This window comes from Pseudomonas batumici, from assembly GCF_036585405.1.
GTDB lineage: Bacteria > Pseudomonadota > Gammaproteobacteria > Pseudomonadales > Pseudomonadaceae > Aquipseudomonas > Aquipseudomonas batumici.
In genome coordinates this window covers 2,074,548-2,091,068 of sequence record NZ_CP144470.1, presented here as the reverse complement: position 1 = coordinate 2,091,068, position 16,521 = coordinate 2,074,548, and the positions used below count along the sequence as shown (strand labels likewise).

Annotated in this window: 19 protein-coding genes and 1 pseudogene; 12 read left to right on the top strand and 8 right to left on the bottom strand. The window is 63.8% G+C overall.

The window, feature by feature from the left end; translation table 11 throughout:
- Positions 1 to 10 precede the first annotated feature (10 nt).
- The 5 genes from motD to NUH87_RS09235 all read left to right on the top strand — a co-directional run bounded on the left by motD (position 11) and on the right by NUH87_RS09235 (position 3,650).
- Positions 11 to 898 carry a flagellar motor protein MotD gene (gene motD, locus NUH87_RS09255; protein ID WP_338525703.1) on the top strand — a complete coding sequence of 296 codons (888 nt, stop codon included), beginning with the start codon at positions 11 to 13 and terminating at the stop codon, positions 896 to 898.
- Between the two features lie 51 nt (positions 899 to 949).
- Positions 950 to 1,738 (top strand): ParA family protein, encoded by a 789-nt coding sequence (locus NUH87_RS09250; protein ID WP_040069882.1) that lies wholly within the window; start codon positions 950 to 952, stop codon positions 1,736 to 1,738.
- Positions 1,739 to 1,822: 84 nt separating this feature from the next.
- Positions 1,823 to 2,701 (top strand): CheW domain-containing protein, encoded by an 879-nt coding sequence (locus tag NUH87_RS09245; protein ID WP_338526774.1) that lies wholly within the window; start codon positions 1,823 to 1,825, stop codon positions 2,699 to 2,701.
- 73 nt (positions 2,702 to 2,774) lie between these two features.
- A complete protein-coding gene (locus NUH87_RS09240) occupies positions 2,775 to 3,257 on the top strand; it encodes a chemotaxis protein CheW (protein WP_040069887.1) in 483 nt (160 codons plus the stop codon).
- Complete coding sequence (locus NUH87_RS09235; protein WP_040069889.1) at positions 3,258 to 3,650, top strand: DUF2802 domain-containing protein; 393 nt, start codon at positions 3,258 to 3,260, stop codon at positions 3,648 to 3,650.
- Between the two features lie 57 nt (positions 3,651 to 3,707).
- On the opposite strand, the gene NUH87_RS09230 is transcribed toward NUH87_RS09235, so the two are convergent.
- Both NUH87_RS09230 and NUH87_RS09225 read right to left on the bottom strand, forming a co-directional pair.
- On the bottom strand, positions 3,708 to 4,505 hold the full coding sequence (locus NUH87_RS09230) for a hypothetical protein (protein ID WP_338525702.1): 798 nt from the start codon (positions 4,503 to 4,505) through the stop codon (positions 3,708 to 3,710).
- 110 nt (positions 4,506 to 4,615) lie between these two features.
- The gene (locus NUH87_RS09225) at positions 4,616 to 5,569 is read right to left on the bottom strand and encodes an alpha/beta hydrolase (protein WP_422393910.1); all 954 of its coding nucleotides are present in this window, start codon (positions 5,567 to 5,569) and stop codon (positions 4,616 to 4,618) included.
- Between the two features lie 127 nt (positions 5,570 to 5,696).
- On the opposite strand from NUH87_RS09225, the gene aroC reads away from it, so the two are divergent.
- The 7 genes and pseudogenes from aroC to NUH87_RS09190 all read left to right on the top strand — a co-directional run bounded on the left by aroC (position 5,697) and on the right by NUH87_RS09190 (position 11,167).
- Entirely contained in the window at positions 5,697 to 6,788 is a 1,092-nt protein-coding gene (aroC, locus tag NUH87_RS09220) for a chorismate synthase (RefSeq protein WP_338525701.1), read from the top strand.
- Positions 6,788 to 7,948, top strand: coding sequence for an MFS transporter (locus NUH87_RS09215; RefSeq protein ID WP_338525700.1), 1,161 nt, complete (start codon positions 6,788 to 6,790; stop codon positions 7,946 to 7,948). Before aroC ends, NUH87_RS09215 begins: the two co-directional genes overlap by 1 nt.
- Positions 7,945 to 8,565, top strand: coding sequence for a methylthioribulose 1-phosphate dehydratase (locus tag NUH87_RS09210; RefSeq protein ID WP_338525699.1), 621 nt, complete (start codon positions 7,945 to 7,947; stop codon positions 8,563 to 8,565). The genes NUH87_RS09215 and NUH87_RS09210 overlap by 4 nt, the downstream gene beginning before the upstream one ends.
- 101 nt (positions 8,566 to 8,666) lie before the next feature.
- The gene (locus NUH87_RS09205; protein ID WP_040069897.1) at positions 8,667 to 9,212 is read left to right on the top strand and encodes a 1,2-dihydroxy-3-keto-5-methylthiopentene dioxygenase; all 546 of its coding nucleotides are present in this window, start codon (positions 8,667 to 8,669) and stop codon (positions 9,210 to 9,212) included.
- A 29-nt stretch (positions 9,213 to 9,241) separates the two neighbouring features.
- The gene (gene mtnC, locus NUH87_RS09200) at positions 9,242 to 9,925 is read left to right on the top strand and encodes an acireductone synthase (protein WP_338525698.1); all 684 of its coding nucleotides are present in this window, start codon (positions 9,242 to 9,244) and stop codon (positions 9,923 to 9,925) included.
- 427 nt (positions 9,926 to 10,352) lie between these two features.
- Positions 10,353 to 10,532 (top strand): annotated as a pseudogene (locus tag NUH87_RS09195) (response regulator transcription factor); the annotation flags it as partial.
- Positions 10,533 to 10,648: 116 nt separating this feature from the next.
- Positions 10,649 to 11,167: an ankyrin repeat domain-containing protein gene (locus NUH87_RS09190; RefSeq protein ID WP_338525697.1), complete on the top strand. Its 519-nt coding sequence runs from the start codon at positions 10,649 to 10,651 to the stop codon at positions 11,165 to 11,167.
- A 43-nt stretch (positions 11,168 to 11,210) separates the two neighbouring features.
- Here NUH87_RS09190 and NUH87_RS09185 read toward each other — a convergent pair whose 3' ends face one another.
- From NUH87_RS09185 to NUH87_RS09160, 6 genes are all read right to left on the bottom strand, one after another.
- Entirely contained in the window at positions 11,211 to 12,119 is a 909-nt protein-coding gene (locus NUH87_RS09185) for a MurR/RpiR family transcriptional regulator (protein WP_338525696.1), read from the bottom strand.
- Between the two features lie 117 nt (positions 12,120 to 12,236).
- Positions 12,237 to 13,001 carry an ABC transporter ATP-binding protein gene (locus NUH87_RS09180; protein WP_040069904.1) on the bottom strand — a complete coding sequence of 255 codons (765 nt, stop codon included), beginning with the start codon at positions 12,999 to 13,001 and terminating at the stop codon, positions 12,237 to 12,239.
- Between the two features lie 19 nt (positions 13,002 to 13,020).
- Positions 13,021 to 14,133 carry a succinylglutamate desuccinylase/aspartoacylase family protein gene (locus tag NUH87_RS09175; RefSeq protein WP_338525695.1) on the bottom strand — a complete coding sequence of 371 codons (1,113 nt, stop codon included), beginning with the start codon at positions 14,131 to 14,133 and terminating at the stop codon, positions 13,021 to 13,023.
- A 9-nt stretch (positions 14,134 to 14,142) separates the two neighbouring features.
- Positions 14,143 to 14,841, bottom strand: coding sequence for an ABC transporter permease (locus NUH87_RS09170; RefSeq protein WP_338525694.1), 699 nt, complete (start codon positions 14,839 to 14,841; stop codon positions 14,143 to 14,145).
- Positions 14,842 to 14,855: 14 nt separating this feature from the next.
- Positions 14,856 to 15,545 (bottom strand): ABC transporter permease, encoded by a 690-nt coding sequence (locus tag NUH87_RS09165; protein WP_338525693.1) that lies wholly within the window; start codon positions 15,543 to 15,545, stop codon positions 14,856 to 14,858.
- Positions 15,546 to 15,636: 91 nt separating this feature from the next.
- Positions 15,637 to 16,413: an ABC transporter substrate-binding protein gene (locus NUH87_RS09160; RefSeq protein WP_338525692.1), complete on the bottom strand. Its 777-nt coding sequence runs from the start codon at positions 16,411 to 16,413 to the stop codon at positions 15,637 to 15,639.
- Between the last annotated feature and the right edge of the window lie 108 nt (positions 16,414 to 16,521).

Here is a 16,521-nt window from a genome sequence, read left to right as displayed (position 1 = left end):
TGGAGTAGCCATGGCCAGACGTCGCCAACACGAAGAGCATGTGAATCACGAGCGCTGGTTGGTGTCCTACGCCGACTTCATCACGCTGCTGTTCGCCTTTTTCGTGGTCATGTACTCGATTTCCTCGATCAACGAGGGCAAGTACAAGATGATTTCCCAGGCGCTGATCGGGGTCTTCAACGACGCCGACCGCAGTCTCAAGCCGATTCCCATCGGCGAGGAGCGCCCGGTGACGGTCAAGCCGGCGGACCCGCTGATCAAGGACAGCGAACAGACCGACGCCGCTCTCGGGCAGGGGGCCAAGGATCCGCTCAAGAGCATCGCCGACGATATCAGCGCGGCGTTCGGCGACCTGATCAGATCCAACCAGATGACCGTGCGCGGCAACGAACTGTGGGTCGAGATCGAGCTCAACTCCAGCCTGCTGTTCGGCAGCGGCGATGCGATGCCCAGCGACATGGCGTTCAACATCATCGACAAGGTGGCGAAGATCCTCAAGCCCTTCGACAACCCGATCCACGTCGAAGGCTTTACCGACGACCAGCCGATCAGCACCGCGCAGTACCCCACCAACTGGGAGTTGTCCTCCGCCCGTTCGGCGAGCATCGTGCGGATGATGGCCATGGACGGGGTCAACCCCGGTCGCCTGGCCTCGGTGGGCTATGGCGAGTTCCAGCCGGTGGCCAACAACGCCACCGCCGAAGGCCGGGCGCGCAACCGCCGGGTGGTGCTGGTGGTGTCGCGTAACCTGGATGTGCGCCGCAGCCTGACCGGTACCGGCACGGCCAATGCAAAACCGGACGCGGCGTTGAGGCGGGCTGGCACACAAACTGCACCGCCAGCGATAAAGCAAGCGGTACGCGAGAACGCCGTCAAATCTCCGGCACCTGCTCTATAACTTGGCGCTATTTCTCGGCAGGCTTGACGCTTGTCGGGAGGAATACACTGAATGAGAGTCTGGGCAGTAGCCAATCAAAAGGGTGGCGTCGGTAAGACCACTTCCTCCATCGCTTTAGCCGGGTTGCTGGCCGAGGCGGGCAAGCGCGTGGTTGTCGTCGACCTCGACCCCCACGGCTCGATGACCAGCTACTTCGGCTACGACCCCGATACCCTGGAGCACAGCACCTTCGACCTGTTCCAGCACCGGGGCACGGTGCCCGAGGGCTTGCCCGGGCAATTGCTGCTGTCCACCAGCGACGAGCGGATTTCCCTGCTGCCGTCGAGCACCGCACTGGCGACCCTGGAGCGCCTGTCGCCGGGCCAGAGCGGCCTGGGCCTGGTGATCGCCAAGAGCCTGGCGCAGCTGTGGCAGGATTTCGACTACGCGGTGATCGACAGCCCGCCGTTGCTGGGCGTGCTGATGGTCAACGCCCTGGCGGCGAGCCAGCAACTGGTGGTCCCGGTGCAGACCGAGCACCTGGCGGTCAAGGGCCTGGAGCGGATGGTCAACACCCTGGCGATGATCAACCGTTCGCGCAAGCAGGCCTTGCCCTACACCATCGTGCCGACCCTGTTCGACCGTCGCACCCAGGCGTCCATGGGCACCTTGCGGGTCTTGCGCGACAAGTTCCCGGAGACCATCTGGCAGGGCTACATTCCGGTCGACACCCGCCTGCGCGATGCCAGCCGGGCGGGTGTCACACCGTCGCAGTTCGACGGCAAGAGTCGTGGCGTGCTGGCCTACCGGGCACTGCTCAAGCACCTGCTGACCCAGCAACTCATCCCGCAGGTGGCCTGACGTGACCCACTCCTCAAGTCACCGGCTTGTCCAGCCGATACCTTCTACAGGTTACTGCCGCGGGACATCTCCATGGGCACTCACATGATCCGTCCTGTCGACATCACTACACGGCCGCAAGTGGCGCTGCAATCCTACCTGGACGCGCTGCTGCAAGAGGCGACCGAAGAGTTGCCGGTGGATATCGCCGTTGCCGTCGAGGTACCGGTATCGGTCCCGACGCTGGTGGAGCCGAGCCCGGTCAGCGAGTTGGACGAGTTCCAGGCCGCCGTGCTCGAAGAACAGGCTCGCGATGCGTTGACCGCAGCCCTGGCTGCCGCATCTGCCGTGACGGCGCCGGTGGTGCTGGAAGCACCGGTGGTGATACCGCCAGTGTTGCCGGTCGCCCCCGTGGTGGTGGAGCCGGTGGTCGAGGTGCATCTGCCGCCCGCCGCGAATATCCCACCGCCGCCGGTGCAGGGCGACGAGCGCCCGCATTGGGCGGCCGAGCCTTTCGAATGCCTGCTGTTCGACGTCGCCGGACTGACCCTGGCGGTGCCGCTGGTGTGCCTGGGTTCGATCTATTCGCTGGCGGGGCACGAGTTGACGCCCTTGTTCGGTCAGCCGGAATGGTTCCTCGGGATCCTGCCGAGCCAGGCCGGCAACCTGAAAGTCCTGGACACCGCCCGTTGGGTGATGCCGGACCGTTATCGCGACGATTTCCGCCAGGGGCTGCAGTATGTGATCTCGGTCCAGGGCTACGAATGGGGGCTGGCGGTGCATCAGGTCAGCCGCTCCCTGCGCCTGGACCCCGACGAAATCAAATGGCGCACCCATCGTGGGCAGCGACCGTGGCTGGCGGGCACGGTCATCGAACACATGTGTGCGTTGCTCGACGTCTCCGAGCTGGCCGAGCTGATCGCCAGCGGAGCGGTGAAACAACTGCAAGCGAACAAGCCAACCGGCAAGCCAACGAACAAATAACGGCGGCGTCGCGGTCCCCCCGCGAGGTTTGCCAGAGCACACACCGTATCAACGGTCATTGAGGGTCAGGGGTATGAATAAGTCGTCGTCCGCACAGAGTTCCGAAGATCCGATCCTGCAATGGGTAACCTTCAAGCTGGATAACGAGTCCTACGGGATCAACGTGATGCGCGTCCAGGAAGTCCTGCGCTACACCGAGATCGCCCCGGTACCGGGTGCGCCGAGCTATGTGCTGGGCATCATCAACCTGCGCGGCAATGTCGTCACCGTGATCGACACCCGCCAGCGTTTCGGCCTGATGCCGACTGAAGTGAACGACAACACCCGCATCGTGATCATCGAGGCGGACAAGCAAGTGGTCGGGATCATGGTCGACAGCGTGGCGGAAGTGGTCTATCTGCGCCAGTCGGAAGTCGAAACCGCGCCGAACGTGGGTAACGACGAGTCGGCCAAGTTCATTCAGGGCGTGTGCAACAAGAACAACGAACTGCTGATTCTGGTTGAGCTGGACAAGATGATGAGCGAAGAAGAATGGTCCGAGCTGGAGAGCATCTGATTGATTCTTGAGGTCGCCGTGATTCTCCTGGCCCTGTTGTGGGTCGGGACCGTGGGCATGTTCGTGGTCCATGTCCGCAACCAGCGGTTGATTGCCGCGCAACAGGCCGAGGGTGATGCGCTGCGTGATCAGCGCATCAAGGAACTGGCGCGGCGGGTGGACAACTTCCAGAACGGCACCGTGCGCATGGGCGAGGACCTGCACGAGCTGCGGGCCGTCGTGGCGCCGTTGCCGGAAAAGCTGGCGCAGCTGGAGCAGCGTGATCCGTCGAGCCTGTCCTTCGCCCAGGCCGCCAGGTTGGTGGGGATGGGGGCCAGCGTCGATGAGTTGACGCAGGCCTGCGGCCTGACCCAGGCCGAAGCGGAACTGATGAGCAAGTTGCACCGCAGTTGATGCGCTCGCGGCTTGCCTGAGACCGACGGCGTCCCTGGACGGGCGCCGCGGGGCTTGTCAGTGACGGGTCGCGATCCAGATCAGCAGGCCGGCCTGGAACATCGCGAAGGCCACCAGGCAGGTGATGGTGAAGCGCAAGCCGGTGTCTTCGCGCTTGAACTTGCTGACGCGTTCTTCCTGCTGGCGCAGCTTCACCTCCTGTTCCTGCAGGTTCTGCTCGGCCGTCTGGAGCATCTGCGCGGCTTCCAGTATTTCGACGAATTGCAGCTTTTCGCTGTTCCATTGGCTGCGCAGTTCGCCGACCTGGACATCCTTGTAGCTGCCCTTGAGGTGCAGGGGATCGGCATACGCCACTTCGAAACCCTGGACCTTGAGGAAGTGATCGCGACGCAGGCGGGTGTCTTCGTTCAAGGCGTCCTTGTTTTGCAGGGCGGCGCCATCGACGCGGTAGTGCGAGCCTTTCTTCTGTGCCCAGATCGCCGCCTGGGCGGCCAGGAAGCGCCCGATACCGCGGTTCGCGGGTTCGATCTGCAGGCCGCTTTCCGGCTCGAAATGCACGCGCTTGGTGCTGTGGTCGACCCACACGTCCAGGTGGTTCTGCTCCTTGCGTACCCGTTGTCCCGGCAGTTGGATCTCCAGGCGCAGCAGGCTGCGTTCCTTGCTATGGCGCTCGGCGTAGCCGAACTGGACAAAGCGCAGGGGGCGGGCACCGGTGGCGCGGTCGGTGGTCAGCGGCGCCAGGCGCAGCAGCTTGAAGTGCTCGGGCTGCACGTCCGCCCACGGCAGTTCCACCGGAGCGGGCGCGGCTTCGGCGTCTTCGGCGGGGCTTTCGGGTGAGGCTTGGGTATCAGTCATTCGGCAAGATCCTGTCCGTGTCCAGCTTGCCGGTCACACTATCGGTACCGGCAATGAATTATCGGCCGTTTTCGTCAGGACTGGAGGACAAAATGCCGTCGTGCCCGGTGTCAGTGGCGGGGCAGTCCGTCAATGAAGGCGAGGATCCGGCTGCCCAGTTCGGCGGCCAGGGGTAGCTGCGGGTCCCGGTAGGACGCCAGTTGGCTCTGGGTGTCGGCGGGCACGATGCGCAGCACATGGTTCATGCCGTCGATCAGCACCAGCTGCGCATCGGGCCTGGCGGCCTTCAGCGCCTGGGCGTCGCCGACGCCGACCTGGAGGTCGTTGCGGCCCTGGACGATCAGCGCGGGGATCTTCAGCCGGGCGAAGGCCGCGGCCGGGTCCTGGCGAAACAGGCTGATCAGGTAGGGCTGGACGCTGGGTCGGAAAATCGGTCGCAGCGGCGCGGGGATGTCGTTGTCCAGTTGCCCGGCCTTGAGGCTGTCGAGCAGTTCGTTGGCCCGCAGCATCAGGCCCGGTGGCAGGTTATTGGCCATCTGCTGACGCACCACGAGGTCCACGGGACGGCCGCTGCCGGCGATGCTGATGAGCGCCGCGGCATCCAGCTGGGGTGCCGCCAGGGTGGCGATCAATGCGCCCTCGCTGTGGCCAAGCAGGATCAGCGGCCCGAAACGCGGGTCAGCCTTGAGTTTCCGGCCCCAGGCCACGACATCCGCCACATAGCCCTCGACACTCAGGCCGCGCTCATCGGGTCCGGCGGCTAGGCTGGCGGCCACGCCACGCTTGTCATAGCGCACGCTGGCGATGTTGTGACCGGCCAGCACCCAGGCCAGGCGCTTGAGGCTGTCGGTGCGGCCGCCATCGGGGTTGTTGCCGTCGCGATCGGTGGGACCGGAACCGGAGACGATCAGTACCACCGGCACCGGTGCGTCCGACCTGGGCAGCAGCAACGAGCCGAACAGCTCGCCGCTGCCGGTGTCCAGGGTGATCGGTTGTTGCAGCACGGAGGCCTGGGCCAGGCCGGAAAACAGGGTCAGGACCAGCAGAATCAATCGCAGCATCATCACGCCATCATTTACACAGTGTCGGTTCGACTCGCCACCGGCGATAAGGTTCGAGGATGAACTACTGGGATAGCCCGCGTATACTGGCACGCTTGGTTATTCAGACTCGATTCGCGGAGCGCCCTGCATGTCCGGCAATACCTACGGCAAGCTGTTCACTGTCACCACCGCAGGCGAAAGCCATGGCCCGGCGTTGGTCGCCATTGTTGACGGCTGCCCTCCGGGTCTTGAGCTGTCCCTGGACGATCTGCAGCGCGACCTCGACCGCCGCAAGCCGGGCACCAGTCGCCATACCACCCAGCGCCAGGAAGCCGACGAAGTGGAAATCCTCTCGGGGGTTTTCGAAGGCCGCACCACCGGTTGCGCCATTGGCCTGCTGATCCGCAACACCGACCAGAAGTCCAAGGACTACTCGGCGATCAAGGACCTGTTCCGCCCGGCCCACGCCGACTACACCTACCACCACAAGTACGGCGAGCGCGACTATCGCGGCGGTGGCCGCAGTTCCGCCCGGGAAACCGCCATGCGCGTGGCGGCCGGCGCGATTGCGAAGAAGTTCCTGGCCAGCCAGGGCATCGTCATCCGCGGTTACATGAGCCAGCTGGGCCCCATCGAAATCCCGTTCAAGACCTGGGACTCGGTGGAGCAGAACGCGTTCTTCTGCCCCGATCCGGACAAGGTGCCCGAGCTTGAAGCCTATATGGACCAGCTGCGGCGTGACCAGGACTCGGTCGGCGCGAAGATCACCGTGGTGGCCGAGGGCGTGATGCCGGGCCTGGGCGAGCCGATCTTCGACCGCCTGGATGCCGAACTGGCCCACGCGCTGATGAGCATCAACGCGGTCAAGGGCGTCGAAATCGGCGCCGGCTTCGCCTGCGTGGCCCAGCGCGGCACCGAGCACCGCGACGAACTGACCTCCGAAGGTTTCCTCAGCAACAACGCCGGCGGCATCCTCGGCGGGATTTCCTCCGGCCAGCCGATCGTCGCGCACCTGGCCCTCAAGCCCACCTCGAGCATCACCACGCCGGGACGCTCCATCGATATCCACGGCAACCCCGTAGAGGTGATCACCAAGGGCCGCCACGACCCTTGCGTGGGCATCCGCGCCACCCCGATCGCCGAAGCGATGATGGCGATCGTGCTGATGGACCACCTGCTGCGTCACCGCGGACAGAACGCCGACGTGCGGGTCGCCACACCGGTACTGGGCCAGCTGTAATGCCGGGGGCGCCGCTCCCTTACTGGCGGTTGTCCAGTTTCTACCTGTTCTACTTCGCGTTGCTGGGAGCGACGGCGCCGTTCCTGGCGCTGTACTTCCACCACCTGGGGTTTGCCCCGGCGCGGATTGGCGAACTGGTGGCGATTCCCATGCTGATGCGCTGCGTGGCGCCGAATATCTGGGGCTGGCTGGGCGACTACAGCGGCCGGCGCCTGGCGATCGTGCGCTTCGGCGCGGTCTGCACCCTGCTGGCGTTTTCGCTGATCTTCGTCGACAAAAGCTATGGCTGGCTGGCGCTGGTCATGGCCCTGCATGCGTTTTTCTGGCATGCGGTGCTGCCGCAGTTCGAAGTCATCACCCTGGCGCATCTGAAGGCCCAGGGACAGGCCGCGCGCTACAGCCAGATCCGCTTGTGGGGCTCCATCGGTTTCATCTTCACGGTGGTGGGGCTCGGGCGCCTGTTCGAGTGGCTGAGCCTGGATATCTACCCGGTAGCCATCGTGGTGATCATGACGGGGATCGTCCTGAGCAGCGTCTGGGTGCCCAGTGCCCAGCCGCCGAACCAGGGCCAGCGAGCGTCCGGCGAAGGTTTTCTGCGGCAGTTGCGCAGCCCCGGGGTACTGGCGTTCTATGCCTGTGTCGCGCTGATGCAGATGAGCCATGGCCCGTACTACACCTTCATCACCCTGCACCTGGAACACCTCGGCTACACGCGCGGGTTGATCGGTATGCTCTGGGCACTGGGGGTGGTGGCGGAAGTGCTGATGTTCCTGGCCATGAGCCGGATCCTCGCGCGCTTTTCGGTGCGTCGGGTGCTGCTCGCCAGTTTCCTGGCGGCCGCCGTGCGCTGGCTGTTGCTGGGGAGCCTGGCCGATCACCTGGCGGTGCTGCTGTTCGCGCAAGTGCTGCACGCGGCGACTTTCGCCAGCTTTCACGCTTCGGCCATCCATTTCGTGCAACGTAGCTTCGGGGCGCGCCAGCAGGGCCAGGGGCAGGCGTTGTACGCCGCGCTGTCCGGCACCGGCGGGGCCCTCGGCGCGTTGTACGCCGGCTACAGCTGGAACAGCCTGGGGCCGGCCTGGACCTTCAGTATCGCCAGCCTCGCGGCCTTGGCCGCGGCCATCATCATCGCCACACGCATGCAGGAGGAGCGGCCATGAGTCTGACCCGTGAACAACTGAGCCTGGAAATCATCGAGGCCGGGCGTTTCCTGTATGGTCGCGGCTGGTCGCCGGCCACCAGCAGCAACTATTCGACCCGCCTGTCGGCCAGCCAGGCGCTGCTGACAGTTTCCGGCAAGCACAAGGGCCAGTTGGGCCCGGACGATGTACTCGCCACCGACCTGGCGGGCAACAGCCTGGAGCCGGGCAAGAAACCCTCGGCGGAAACCTTGCTGCACACCCAGCTCTATGGCTGGCGAGCGGAGATCGGCGCGGTGCTGCATACCCATTCGGTGAATGCCACGGTATTGTCGCGGATGACCCCTGGCGAGTTCATCGATTTCGAGGACTATGAACTGCAGAAGGCCTTCTGCGGGGTGTCGACCCACGAGTCGAGGGTGCGGGTGCCGATCTTCGACAACGACCAGGATATTGTGCGCCTGGCGGCCAGGGTGCAGCCTTGGCTCGACGCGCATCCCGATTGCGTCGGCTACCTGATCCGCGGGCACGGCCTCTACACCTGGGGTGCACGCATGAGCGACGCCCTGCGCCAGATCGAAGCGTTCGAGTTTCTCTTCGAATGCGAGTTGAAAACCCGTTCGCTGCGTTGTTCCTGAACAGCGGTTTTTGCACGGGCCCGTTGATTGTCTGATTATTCGCGGCGTCGGATCGGCCCCAGAGCCGGCCGACGCTGAGCCAAGTCGAGGAATAGAGCCCCATGAGCAGCCTGTCCGTTTACCACGTTTCAAGCCCGGACCTCCCGAACAAGGTCCTGACCCATTTCGACGACATTGCCTCGACCCTGGCCGAGCAAGGGGTGCGCTTCGACCGTTGGCAAGCGGCGGCGCCGATCCAGCCCGGTGCCAGCCAGGAAGAAGTGATTGCCGCTTATCAGGTGCAGATCGACCGCTTGATGACCGAGTGCGGCTACATCACCGTCGACGTCGTCAGCCTGAACAGCGATCACCCGCAGAAGGCCGAGTTGCGCGCCAAGTTCCTCGACGAGCACCGGCATGGCGAAGACGAAGTGCGTTTCTTCGTCGCCGGTCGTGGCTTGTTCTCCTTGCACATCGGCGAGTATGTCTATGCCGTGCTGTGTGAAAAGAACGACCTGATTTCGGTGCCGGCCGGTACGCCACACTGGTTCGACATGGGCGAGCATCCGCATTTCGTTGCCATCCGCCTGTTCAACAATCCCGAAGGCTGGGTTGCCCAGTTCACCGGCGAGGACATCGCCGAGCGTTTCCCGCGTCTCGAAGACTGAACCTGGCACCCCACCCAGAAGGACCCGACATGTCGATCAAAGCCATCCTCACGGATATCGAAGGCACCACCAGTGCCGTGAGCTTCGTCTTCGACGTGCTGTTCCCCTACGCCGCCCGGCACCTGCCGGATTTTGTCCGGCAACACGCCGAGCGGCCGGACGTGGCGGTGCAACTGGGCGCGGTGCGGCTGGACAGCGCGGAGCCGGCGGCCGATGTCGAGCGGGTCATCGAGATTCTCCTCGGCTGGCTCGCCGAGGACCGCAAGGCCACGCCGCTCAAGGCCTTGCAAGGCATGGTCTGGCAACAGGGCTATGCCGCCGGCCAGCTCAAGGGGCATGTGTATCCGGATGCGGTCCAGGCGCTGCAGCACTGGCACGCGCAAGGGTATGCGCTGTATGTGTATTCCTCGGGGTCGATCCAGGCGCAGAAGCTGATCTTCGGTTGTTCCGAGGCCGGCGACCTGTCGCCCTTGTTCAGCGGCTATTTCGATACCACCGCAGGTCCCAAGCGTGAGGCCCGGTCCTATCGGCACATCAGCGCGGCCATCGGTTGCCCGGCCAGCCAGATCCTGTTCCTCTCGGATGTCGTCGAAGAACTCGACGCCGCGCGACAGGCCGGCATGCTGACCTGTGGCCTGGTGCGTGGTGGTGGAGAACTGCCCGGTCACCCGAACGCGGGAAACTTTGCCGAGATCGATCCGGCGATACTTTAGTCAAGGGGTTAAACAGCCGATGAGCGGCTGGCTTGATTAAAACTTGAGTCGGACTTATGTACTTTAAGTTGTAGGAAATGGCCTGTTGAAATGTCGGGTATCCCTGTTTGTGTTTGTAGTTGCTTATTAAATCTCCTTTCTGTGTAACTCTCTATTTTTTGATGGGCGTTTGTCTGCGGCCAATAAGACTTGGCAACGGTTGGGCGCTCTATTGGAACCAGAGGGAGAAACCATGATGAATGTTCCCGAGGGGCTGGGTGTCGAGGCCGTGCACAGGGTGTCGTGCAAGGTGGTGGATATTGCCGATTCGCGCGTGCGGCATAAACAGGAGTTTATTCAACCCGCCAAGGAGTCGTCCCACGTCGTCGTCCTGCCGACGCTGGGCAAGCCGCGAAGATGCCGGCTTTCAAAGAGCAAGATCCTGAGCGAAAAAGAGCTGGAAGTGTTGCGCTGGGCGCGGGCGGGCAAGACCGTCTGGGAAATCAGCGTTATTCGCAATGTTTCCGAAGCGACGGTCAAGTTTCATCTGCGCAACATCTATCACAAACTGGGTGTGAGCAATCGGGCCCATGCCGTGGGCGAAGCGGTGAATCGTGGGTTGGTGTGAACGGCTATTGATTGTGTCTATGGAAACGCTTGAAAAATAAGGCATGACAGCGAGCGGGGCGCTCGGGAAACTGGAGGCCTTTAAAGCCCTGTCCGAGCAACGCCAAGGAGATCCACATGTCCGACCAGCCCCTACAGATGACCGAAGAGCAAGCCGCCGAGTTCGCCGAGCAGGTGTTCGATGTGGCGCGCAAGGGCGATGCGCCGATGCTGGCGGCCCTGTTGGGCAAAGGCCTGCCGCCGAACCTGCGCAACCACAAGGGCGACACCTTGCTGATGTTGGCCAGCTACCACGGTCATGCCGATGCGGTGCGCGTGTTGCTGGAGCACAAGGCCGATCCGCAGATTCGCAACGACAACGGCCAGAGCCCGATTGCCGGAGCGGCATTCAAGGGCGACCTGGAGATGGTCAGGTTGCTGATCGAAGGCGGGGCCCAGGTCGAGGGGACGTCGAAGGATGGTCGCACGGCGCTGATGATGGCGGCGATGTTCAACCGCACGGCGATTGTCGATTATCTGCTCAGCCAGGGCGCCGATCCCCGGGCCCGGGACGCCAACGGCGTTACGGCGCTGGCGGCGGCGCAGACCATGGGCGCGATGGATACCGTGGCGCAGTTGCAGAAGATCCTGGGCTGACACGGTGCTGCAAACAGTGCAGGGGCTGCGGGAGCGGCCTCGGTCACTTCTTTGATGGCTTGCTGCTGCCGGGTATGTGCAGGTAGGACATCACGCTTTCGGTCAGTTCGGTTGCCAGTTTCACGGCTTCCTTGTTGCGCGCCATCACACCGGCCACCAGGCCTTCGATCAACGCCAGGACCGCGATGTTGGAACTGGTCAACACGGCGTGGTCGGCCGGGGCAAAGAGCACGTGCTGGGCGATGCCGGTCAGCGGCGAGGCCGGGGAATCGGTGATGGCCAGTACGGTGGCACCGCGTTCGTGGGCAAACCGCGAGAGCTGCAGGGTGTCCAGGGAATAGCGTGGCAGCGAGATCGCCAGGAGGATGTCCTGGTCGGTGATTGCCGCCAGTCGATAAGCGGCGTTTTCGTTACCGCCCTCCATGCTGATGGCCGTGGCGTCGGCACAGAAGGGCATCAGGGTCGAGGCCGCGAGACCGGCCATGTAGACGCTGTTGCCAAACCCGAGGATGTAGATCTTGCGGGCCCGGGTCAGGCAGGTGACGAAGGCTTCGAAGGTCTCGGGGTGGTTGTTGGTGCCCGCGGTGCCGAGGTTGCCGATGGCGCTGTCGATTTGCTCATGCAAGCCGAAGCTGCCGCCGGGGCGGTGCGCCAGCTCATTGCGCAGTTTGTCCACCGGCGACACCATCTGCTGCAAGGTCGCGACCAGCTCGGCCTTCATGCCGGTGTAGCCCCCCAGGTTCAGCGCCTTGGCCAGGCGGTTGACCGCAGCGGGCGAGGTGGCGGTTTCGTGGGCCATCTCCTCGATGGTCAGGGTGGCGGCTTTCAACGGGTGACGCAGGATGAAGTCGGCCACCTTGCGTAGCGATGGCTGCAGATCGGCAACGATTTCCGCCAGTTTGCGCATCACCGGTGCGGCATAGACCGTGGTGTTCTTCGAGGGGCTCGGCATATCCGGCTCAACGGCTCCTGGGAGGTGGAAGGCAGGGGGGATTAGGTGGCTGCCAGTGTATCCCAAGCCAACCGTCGCCGTGCAGGGCACGGCAACGGTCGGGGCGCGCGGCGGCGGTTATTTCAAGCTGCCGGCGAGGAACTGCCGGAGGCGTTCGGACTGGGGCCTGAGCAGCACTTCGCGTGGGTTGCCGCGTTCTTCGACCTGGCCCTTGTGGAGGAAGACCAACTGGTTGGAGACCTCCCTGGCAAAACCCATTTCATGGGTCACCACGACCATGGTGCGCCCTTCCAGGGCCAGGTCCTGCATGACTTTAAGCACTTCACCGACCAGCTCCGGGTCGAGCGCGGACGTCGGCTCGTCGAAGAGCATCACTTCCGGCTCCATGGCCAGGGCCCGGGCAATCGCCACGCGCTGCTGCTCGCCGCCGGACATATGGGCCGGATAGGCGTCCAGGCGATGCCCCACGCCGACCTTGTTCAAGTAGTGTTCGGCCTTTTCCCGGGCTTCCTTCCTGGGCAGCCCCAGGACATGCACGGGGGCCTCCATGACGTTTTCCACGGCGCTCATGTGCGACCAGAGATTGAAGTGCTGGAACACCATCGCCAGTCGTGAACGCATGCGCTGCAACTGCTTCGGCTCGGCGGCCTTGAGCCCGCCCGAGGCGCTGGCCATCAGTTTGAGCGGTTCGCCATTGAGCCGGATGCTCCCGGCATTGGGTTGTTCCAGCAGGTTGATGCAGCGCAGGAAAGTACTTTTCCCGGAGCCGCTGGAGCCGATGAGGCTGATCACATCGCCGGCTTTCGCCTCCAGGGACACGCCCCTGAGCACTTCGTGAGCACCGTAGCTTTTGTGCAGGTCCTGAATTTCAAGTTTGTTCATGCTGTTCACTCTGCTGAAGTCAGTCGCTGAGCAAGCGACCCTGGCGAATAGAGGTATGGCCGGCGACCTTGGCCAGCCACAAGCCGGGTTGGGCGAAACGCAGGCGCTCGCGGGCATAGAGGATGCCGTCGGTGCTGGCGGTCACCACGCTGTGCTGGTCGGTCAAAGGGTCGATGACTTCGAACAGCGGATCGCCGACCTTGACCTGCGCGCCCAACGGTTGCAGGAAGCTGATGACGCCGGGGTGCGGTGCATAGGCATATTGCGCACCGGCGAACGGCGTGGCCTCGCAGCAGTGGGCGGGCGCGGCCGGCCATTTGCCGTTGATCAGGCCCTGTTCGGCGAGGTAGCCGAGGATCTGCTCGGCACTGGCGATGCACGGTTCGCGATCGGTATCGGCCATGCCACGCAATTCAATGGTGGTGGCCACGCAGGCGAGGGGAATATTGGCCCGTGGGAAGCGCTTGGCCAACTGCAACCAGGGGCCGGCACAGGCCTCGTCGAAGGCATTGCCGCCCGCCTCCTCGGCCAGCAGGGCGGCGCCGGCCCCGAGGCGCGCGGCCAGGGAGCGCAGGCGTGCCCAGTTTTGCGGCAGGGCGTAGAGCAGCATGATCGACTCGAAGTCGCAGTGCAGGTCCAGCACCACATCGGCATCGCAGGCATGGCGCAGCAACAGGCGGCGTAAACCGTCGAGTTCCGAGGTGGCCGGGGGCATGTGCTCGATGACCTCGAGCATGGCGCGTCGAATCAGGGCGACGTTGACTCCGGCGTCCGCGCCCAGCTGACCTTCCAGCTGTCGGGCCACGGCGTCGGTCAGTTCCGGGAAGTCGCGGTTGAAGTTCTTCCCGCTGGAGAACTCGAAACGGCCCTGATGGGTGGCCTGGAACATCTGCCCGATGCCGATGGGGTTGGCCATGGGCACCAGTTCGATCACCCCGGTCAGGCGACCCTGGTCTTCCAGTTCGCGTAGACGGCGCTTGAGTTCGACGGCGACGCGCATGCCCGGCAGTTCGTCGGCGTGCAGCGAGGCCTGGATGTAAGCCTTGCGCGAGCCGCTACCGAAGCGAAACAGCGACAGTTGGCGCTCGGTGCCCGTGGCGCTCCAGGGCAGGACGTAGTGGATGGGCTGCATGGGCGTTCCTTAATGTTTACGTGGCGCCAGATACGCCAGCCAATGGCGCTCGGCCAGCTTGAACAGACGCACGAGGACGAAGGTCATGGCCAGGTAGATCAGGCCGGCGGTGATGAAGGCTTCGAACGGCAGATAGAAGCGCGCACTGACGGTGCGGGCCGCGCCGGTGATATCGACGAGGGTGACGATCGACGCCAGGCTGGTGGTCTGCAACATCATCAGCACTTCGTTGCTGTACTGCGGCAGCGCTCGGCGCAGGGCCGAGGGCAGGAGGATGCGCCGGTACAGGGTCAAGCGCGACATGCCCATGGCCCGGGCGGCCTCGATCTCGCCGTTGGGTGTCGACTTCAGGCTGCCGGCGAGCAACTCGGCGCTGTAGGCGCTGGTATTGATGGCAAAGGCCAGGCAGGCGCAAAAGGTCGCACTGGACAGGTAGGGCCAGAGCAGGCTCTGGCGGACCGCTTCAAACTGCGCCAGGCCATAGTAGATGAGGAACAATTGCACCAGCATCGGCGTGCCGCGGATCACGTAGGTGTACAGCCAGGCCGGGACGTTGAGCAGCGGTGAGCGCGATACCCGCAGCAGCGCCAGGGGGATGGCCAGCAGCAGCCCCAGGGCCAGGGAAATCAGCAGCACCTTGAGGGTCAGCAGCGCACCACTGAGGTACAGCGGCAGGTTTTGCCAGATCAGGTTGTAATCGAGAATCATGGGGGGCTCTCCACTCACAGTTCGGCGGCTTTGATGCCGACCGAATAGTGTTTTTCCAGATGGCGCAGCACCAGCAGCGACAGGCTGGTCAGCATCAGGTAAAGCGCCGCCACGGCCAGGAAGAACGTGAAGGGCTCATGGGTCGCATCCGCGGCGTTCTTGGCCTTGAACATCATGTCCTGCAGGCCGATCACCGAGATCAGCGCGGTGGACTTGGTCAGCACCAGCCAGTTGTTGGTGACGCCCGGAATGGCGAAGCGAATCATCTGTGGCACCAGGATCCGCCGGAACACCTGCAGGCGGCTCATGCCGTAGGCCAGTGCAGCTTCGCCTTGACCGTTGTGAATGGCCATGAAGGCACCGCGAAAGGTTTCCGAGAGATAGGCACCGAAGATGAAGCCCATGGTGCAGACACCGGCAATGAACGGGTTGATGTCGATGTAGCGGGTGGAGCCGAGTGCCAGGGCCAGGCGATTCACCAGATCCTGGCCGCCATAGAAAATCAGCAGAATCAGTACCAGGTCGGGAATGCCGCGGATGAGGGTGGTGTAACCCTCGCCCAGCATCGCCAGCCATTTGAGCGGTGACAAACGAAAGGCTGCACCGATCAGGCCCAGGACAATGGCCATGGCCATGGCGCTCAGGGCCAGATTGATGGTTAGCCAGGCACCATCGAGAATGCTCGATCCGTAGCCGTGGAGCATGATGAAGTTCCTCGCCCGCGACGCCGACAGGCGTACGGGAAAAGCGGAAGAAGGGCGCCCGCGTCAGGCCGGCGCCAGGTCACGGGCAGGCTTACTCGCCGTAGATATCGAAGGCGAAGTACTTGGCCTGTATCTGTTGGTACTTGCCATTGGCGCGCAGGGCGTCGATGGCCGCATTCAGGCGCGTGGCGTTTGCGCTGTCGCCCTTGCGCAGGGCGATACCGGCGCCTCTGCCGAAGTATTTCGGGTCGTTGATATCGGGCCCGACCAGCGCGAAGCCTTTGCCTGCCGGCGTTTTGATAAAGCTCTCATCGGTGTTGACGATGTCGGCCAGGGTGGCATCCAGGCGGCCCGCGGCCAGGTCGAGGAAAGCTTCGTTCTGCGAGGCGTAGCGCACCACCTCGACGCCGGCGTTCTCCAGCTGCTCGGTGGCGAAGCGGTCGTAGGTGGAGGCGCGCTGCACCCCGACTTTCCTGCCCTTGAGATCCACCAGCGGGTCGTTGATCACGCCGCCGGCCTTCATCGCGAACTTGCCCGGCGTGTGGTAGTACTTTTTGCTGAAGTCCACTGATTTCAGGCGGTCGTCGGTGATCGACATCGACGACAGCACCGCATCGATCTTGTGCACCTTGAGCGAGGGGATCATCCCGTCGAACGCCTGGATCACCCATTGGCACTTGACCTTCATCTCGGCGCACAGGGCATTGCCGATGTCATAGTCGAAACCGCCGAGGTCGCCCTCCGGGGTCTTGTAGGAGAAGGGCGGGTAGGCGGCTTCGATACCGATACGCAGGCTGTCCTCGTCGGCATGGGCCAGGATGCTGAAGGCGCAGAGGGCCAGGGCACCTAGAAGTCCGGTCTTGTTCATATTGTTGACTCCGGTTGTCGGGGGCTGAAACGTGGGCGAGGTGCCGTCCGGGCTGGCGTGGCGGTGGTGTCCGCCTGATCTTGTCGCGGATATAAATGACATGTTTTA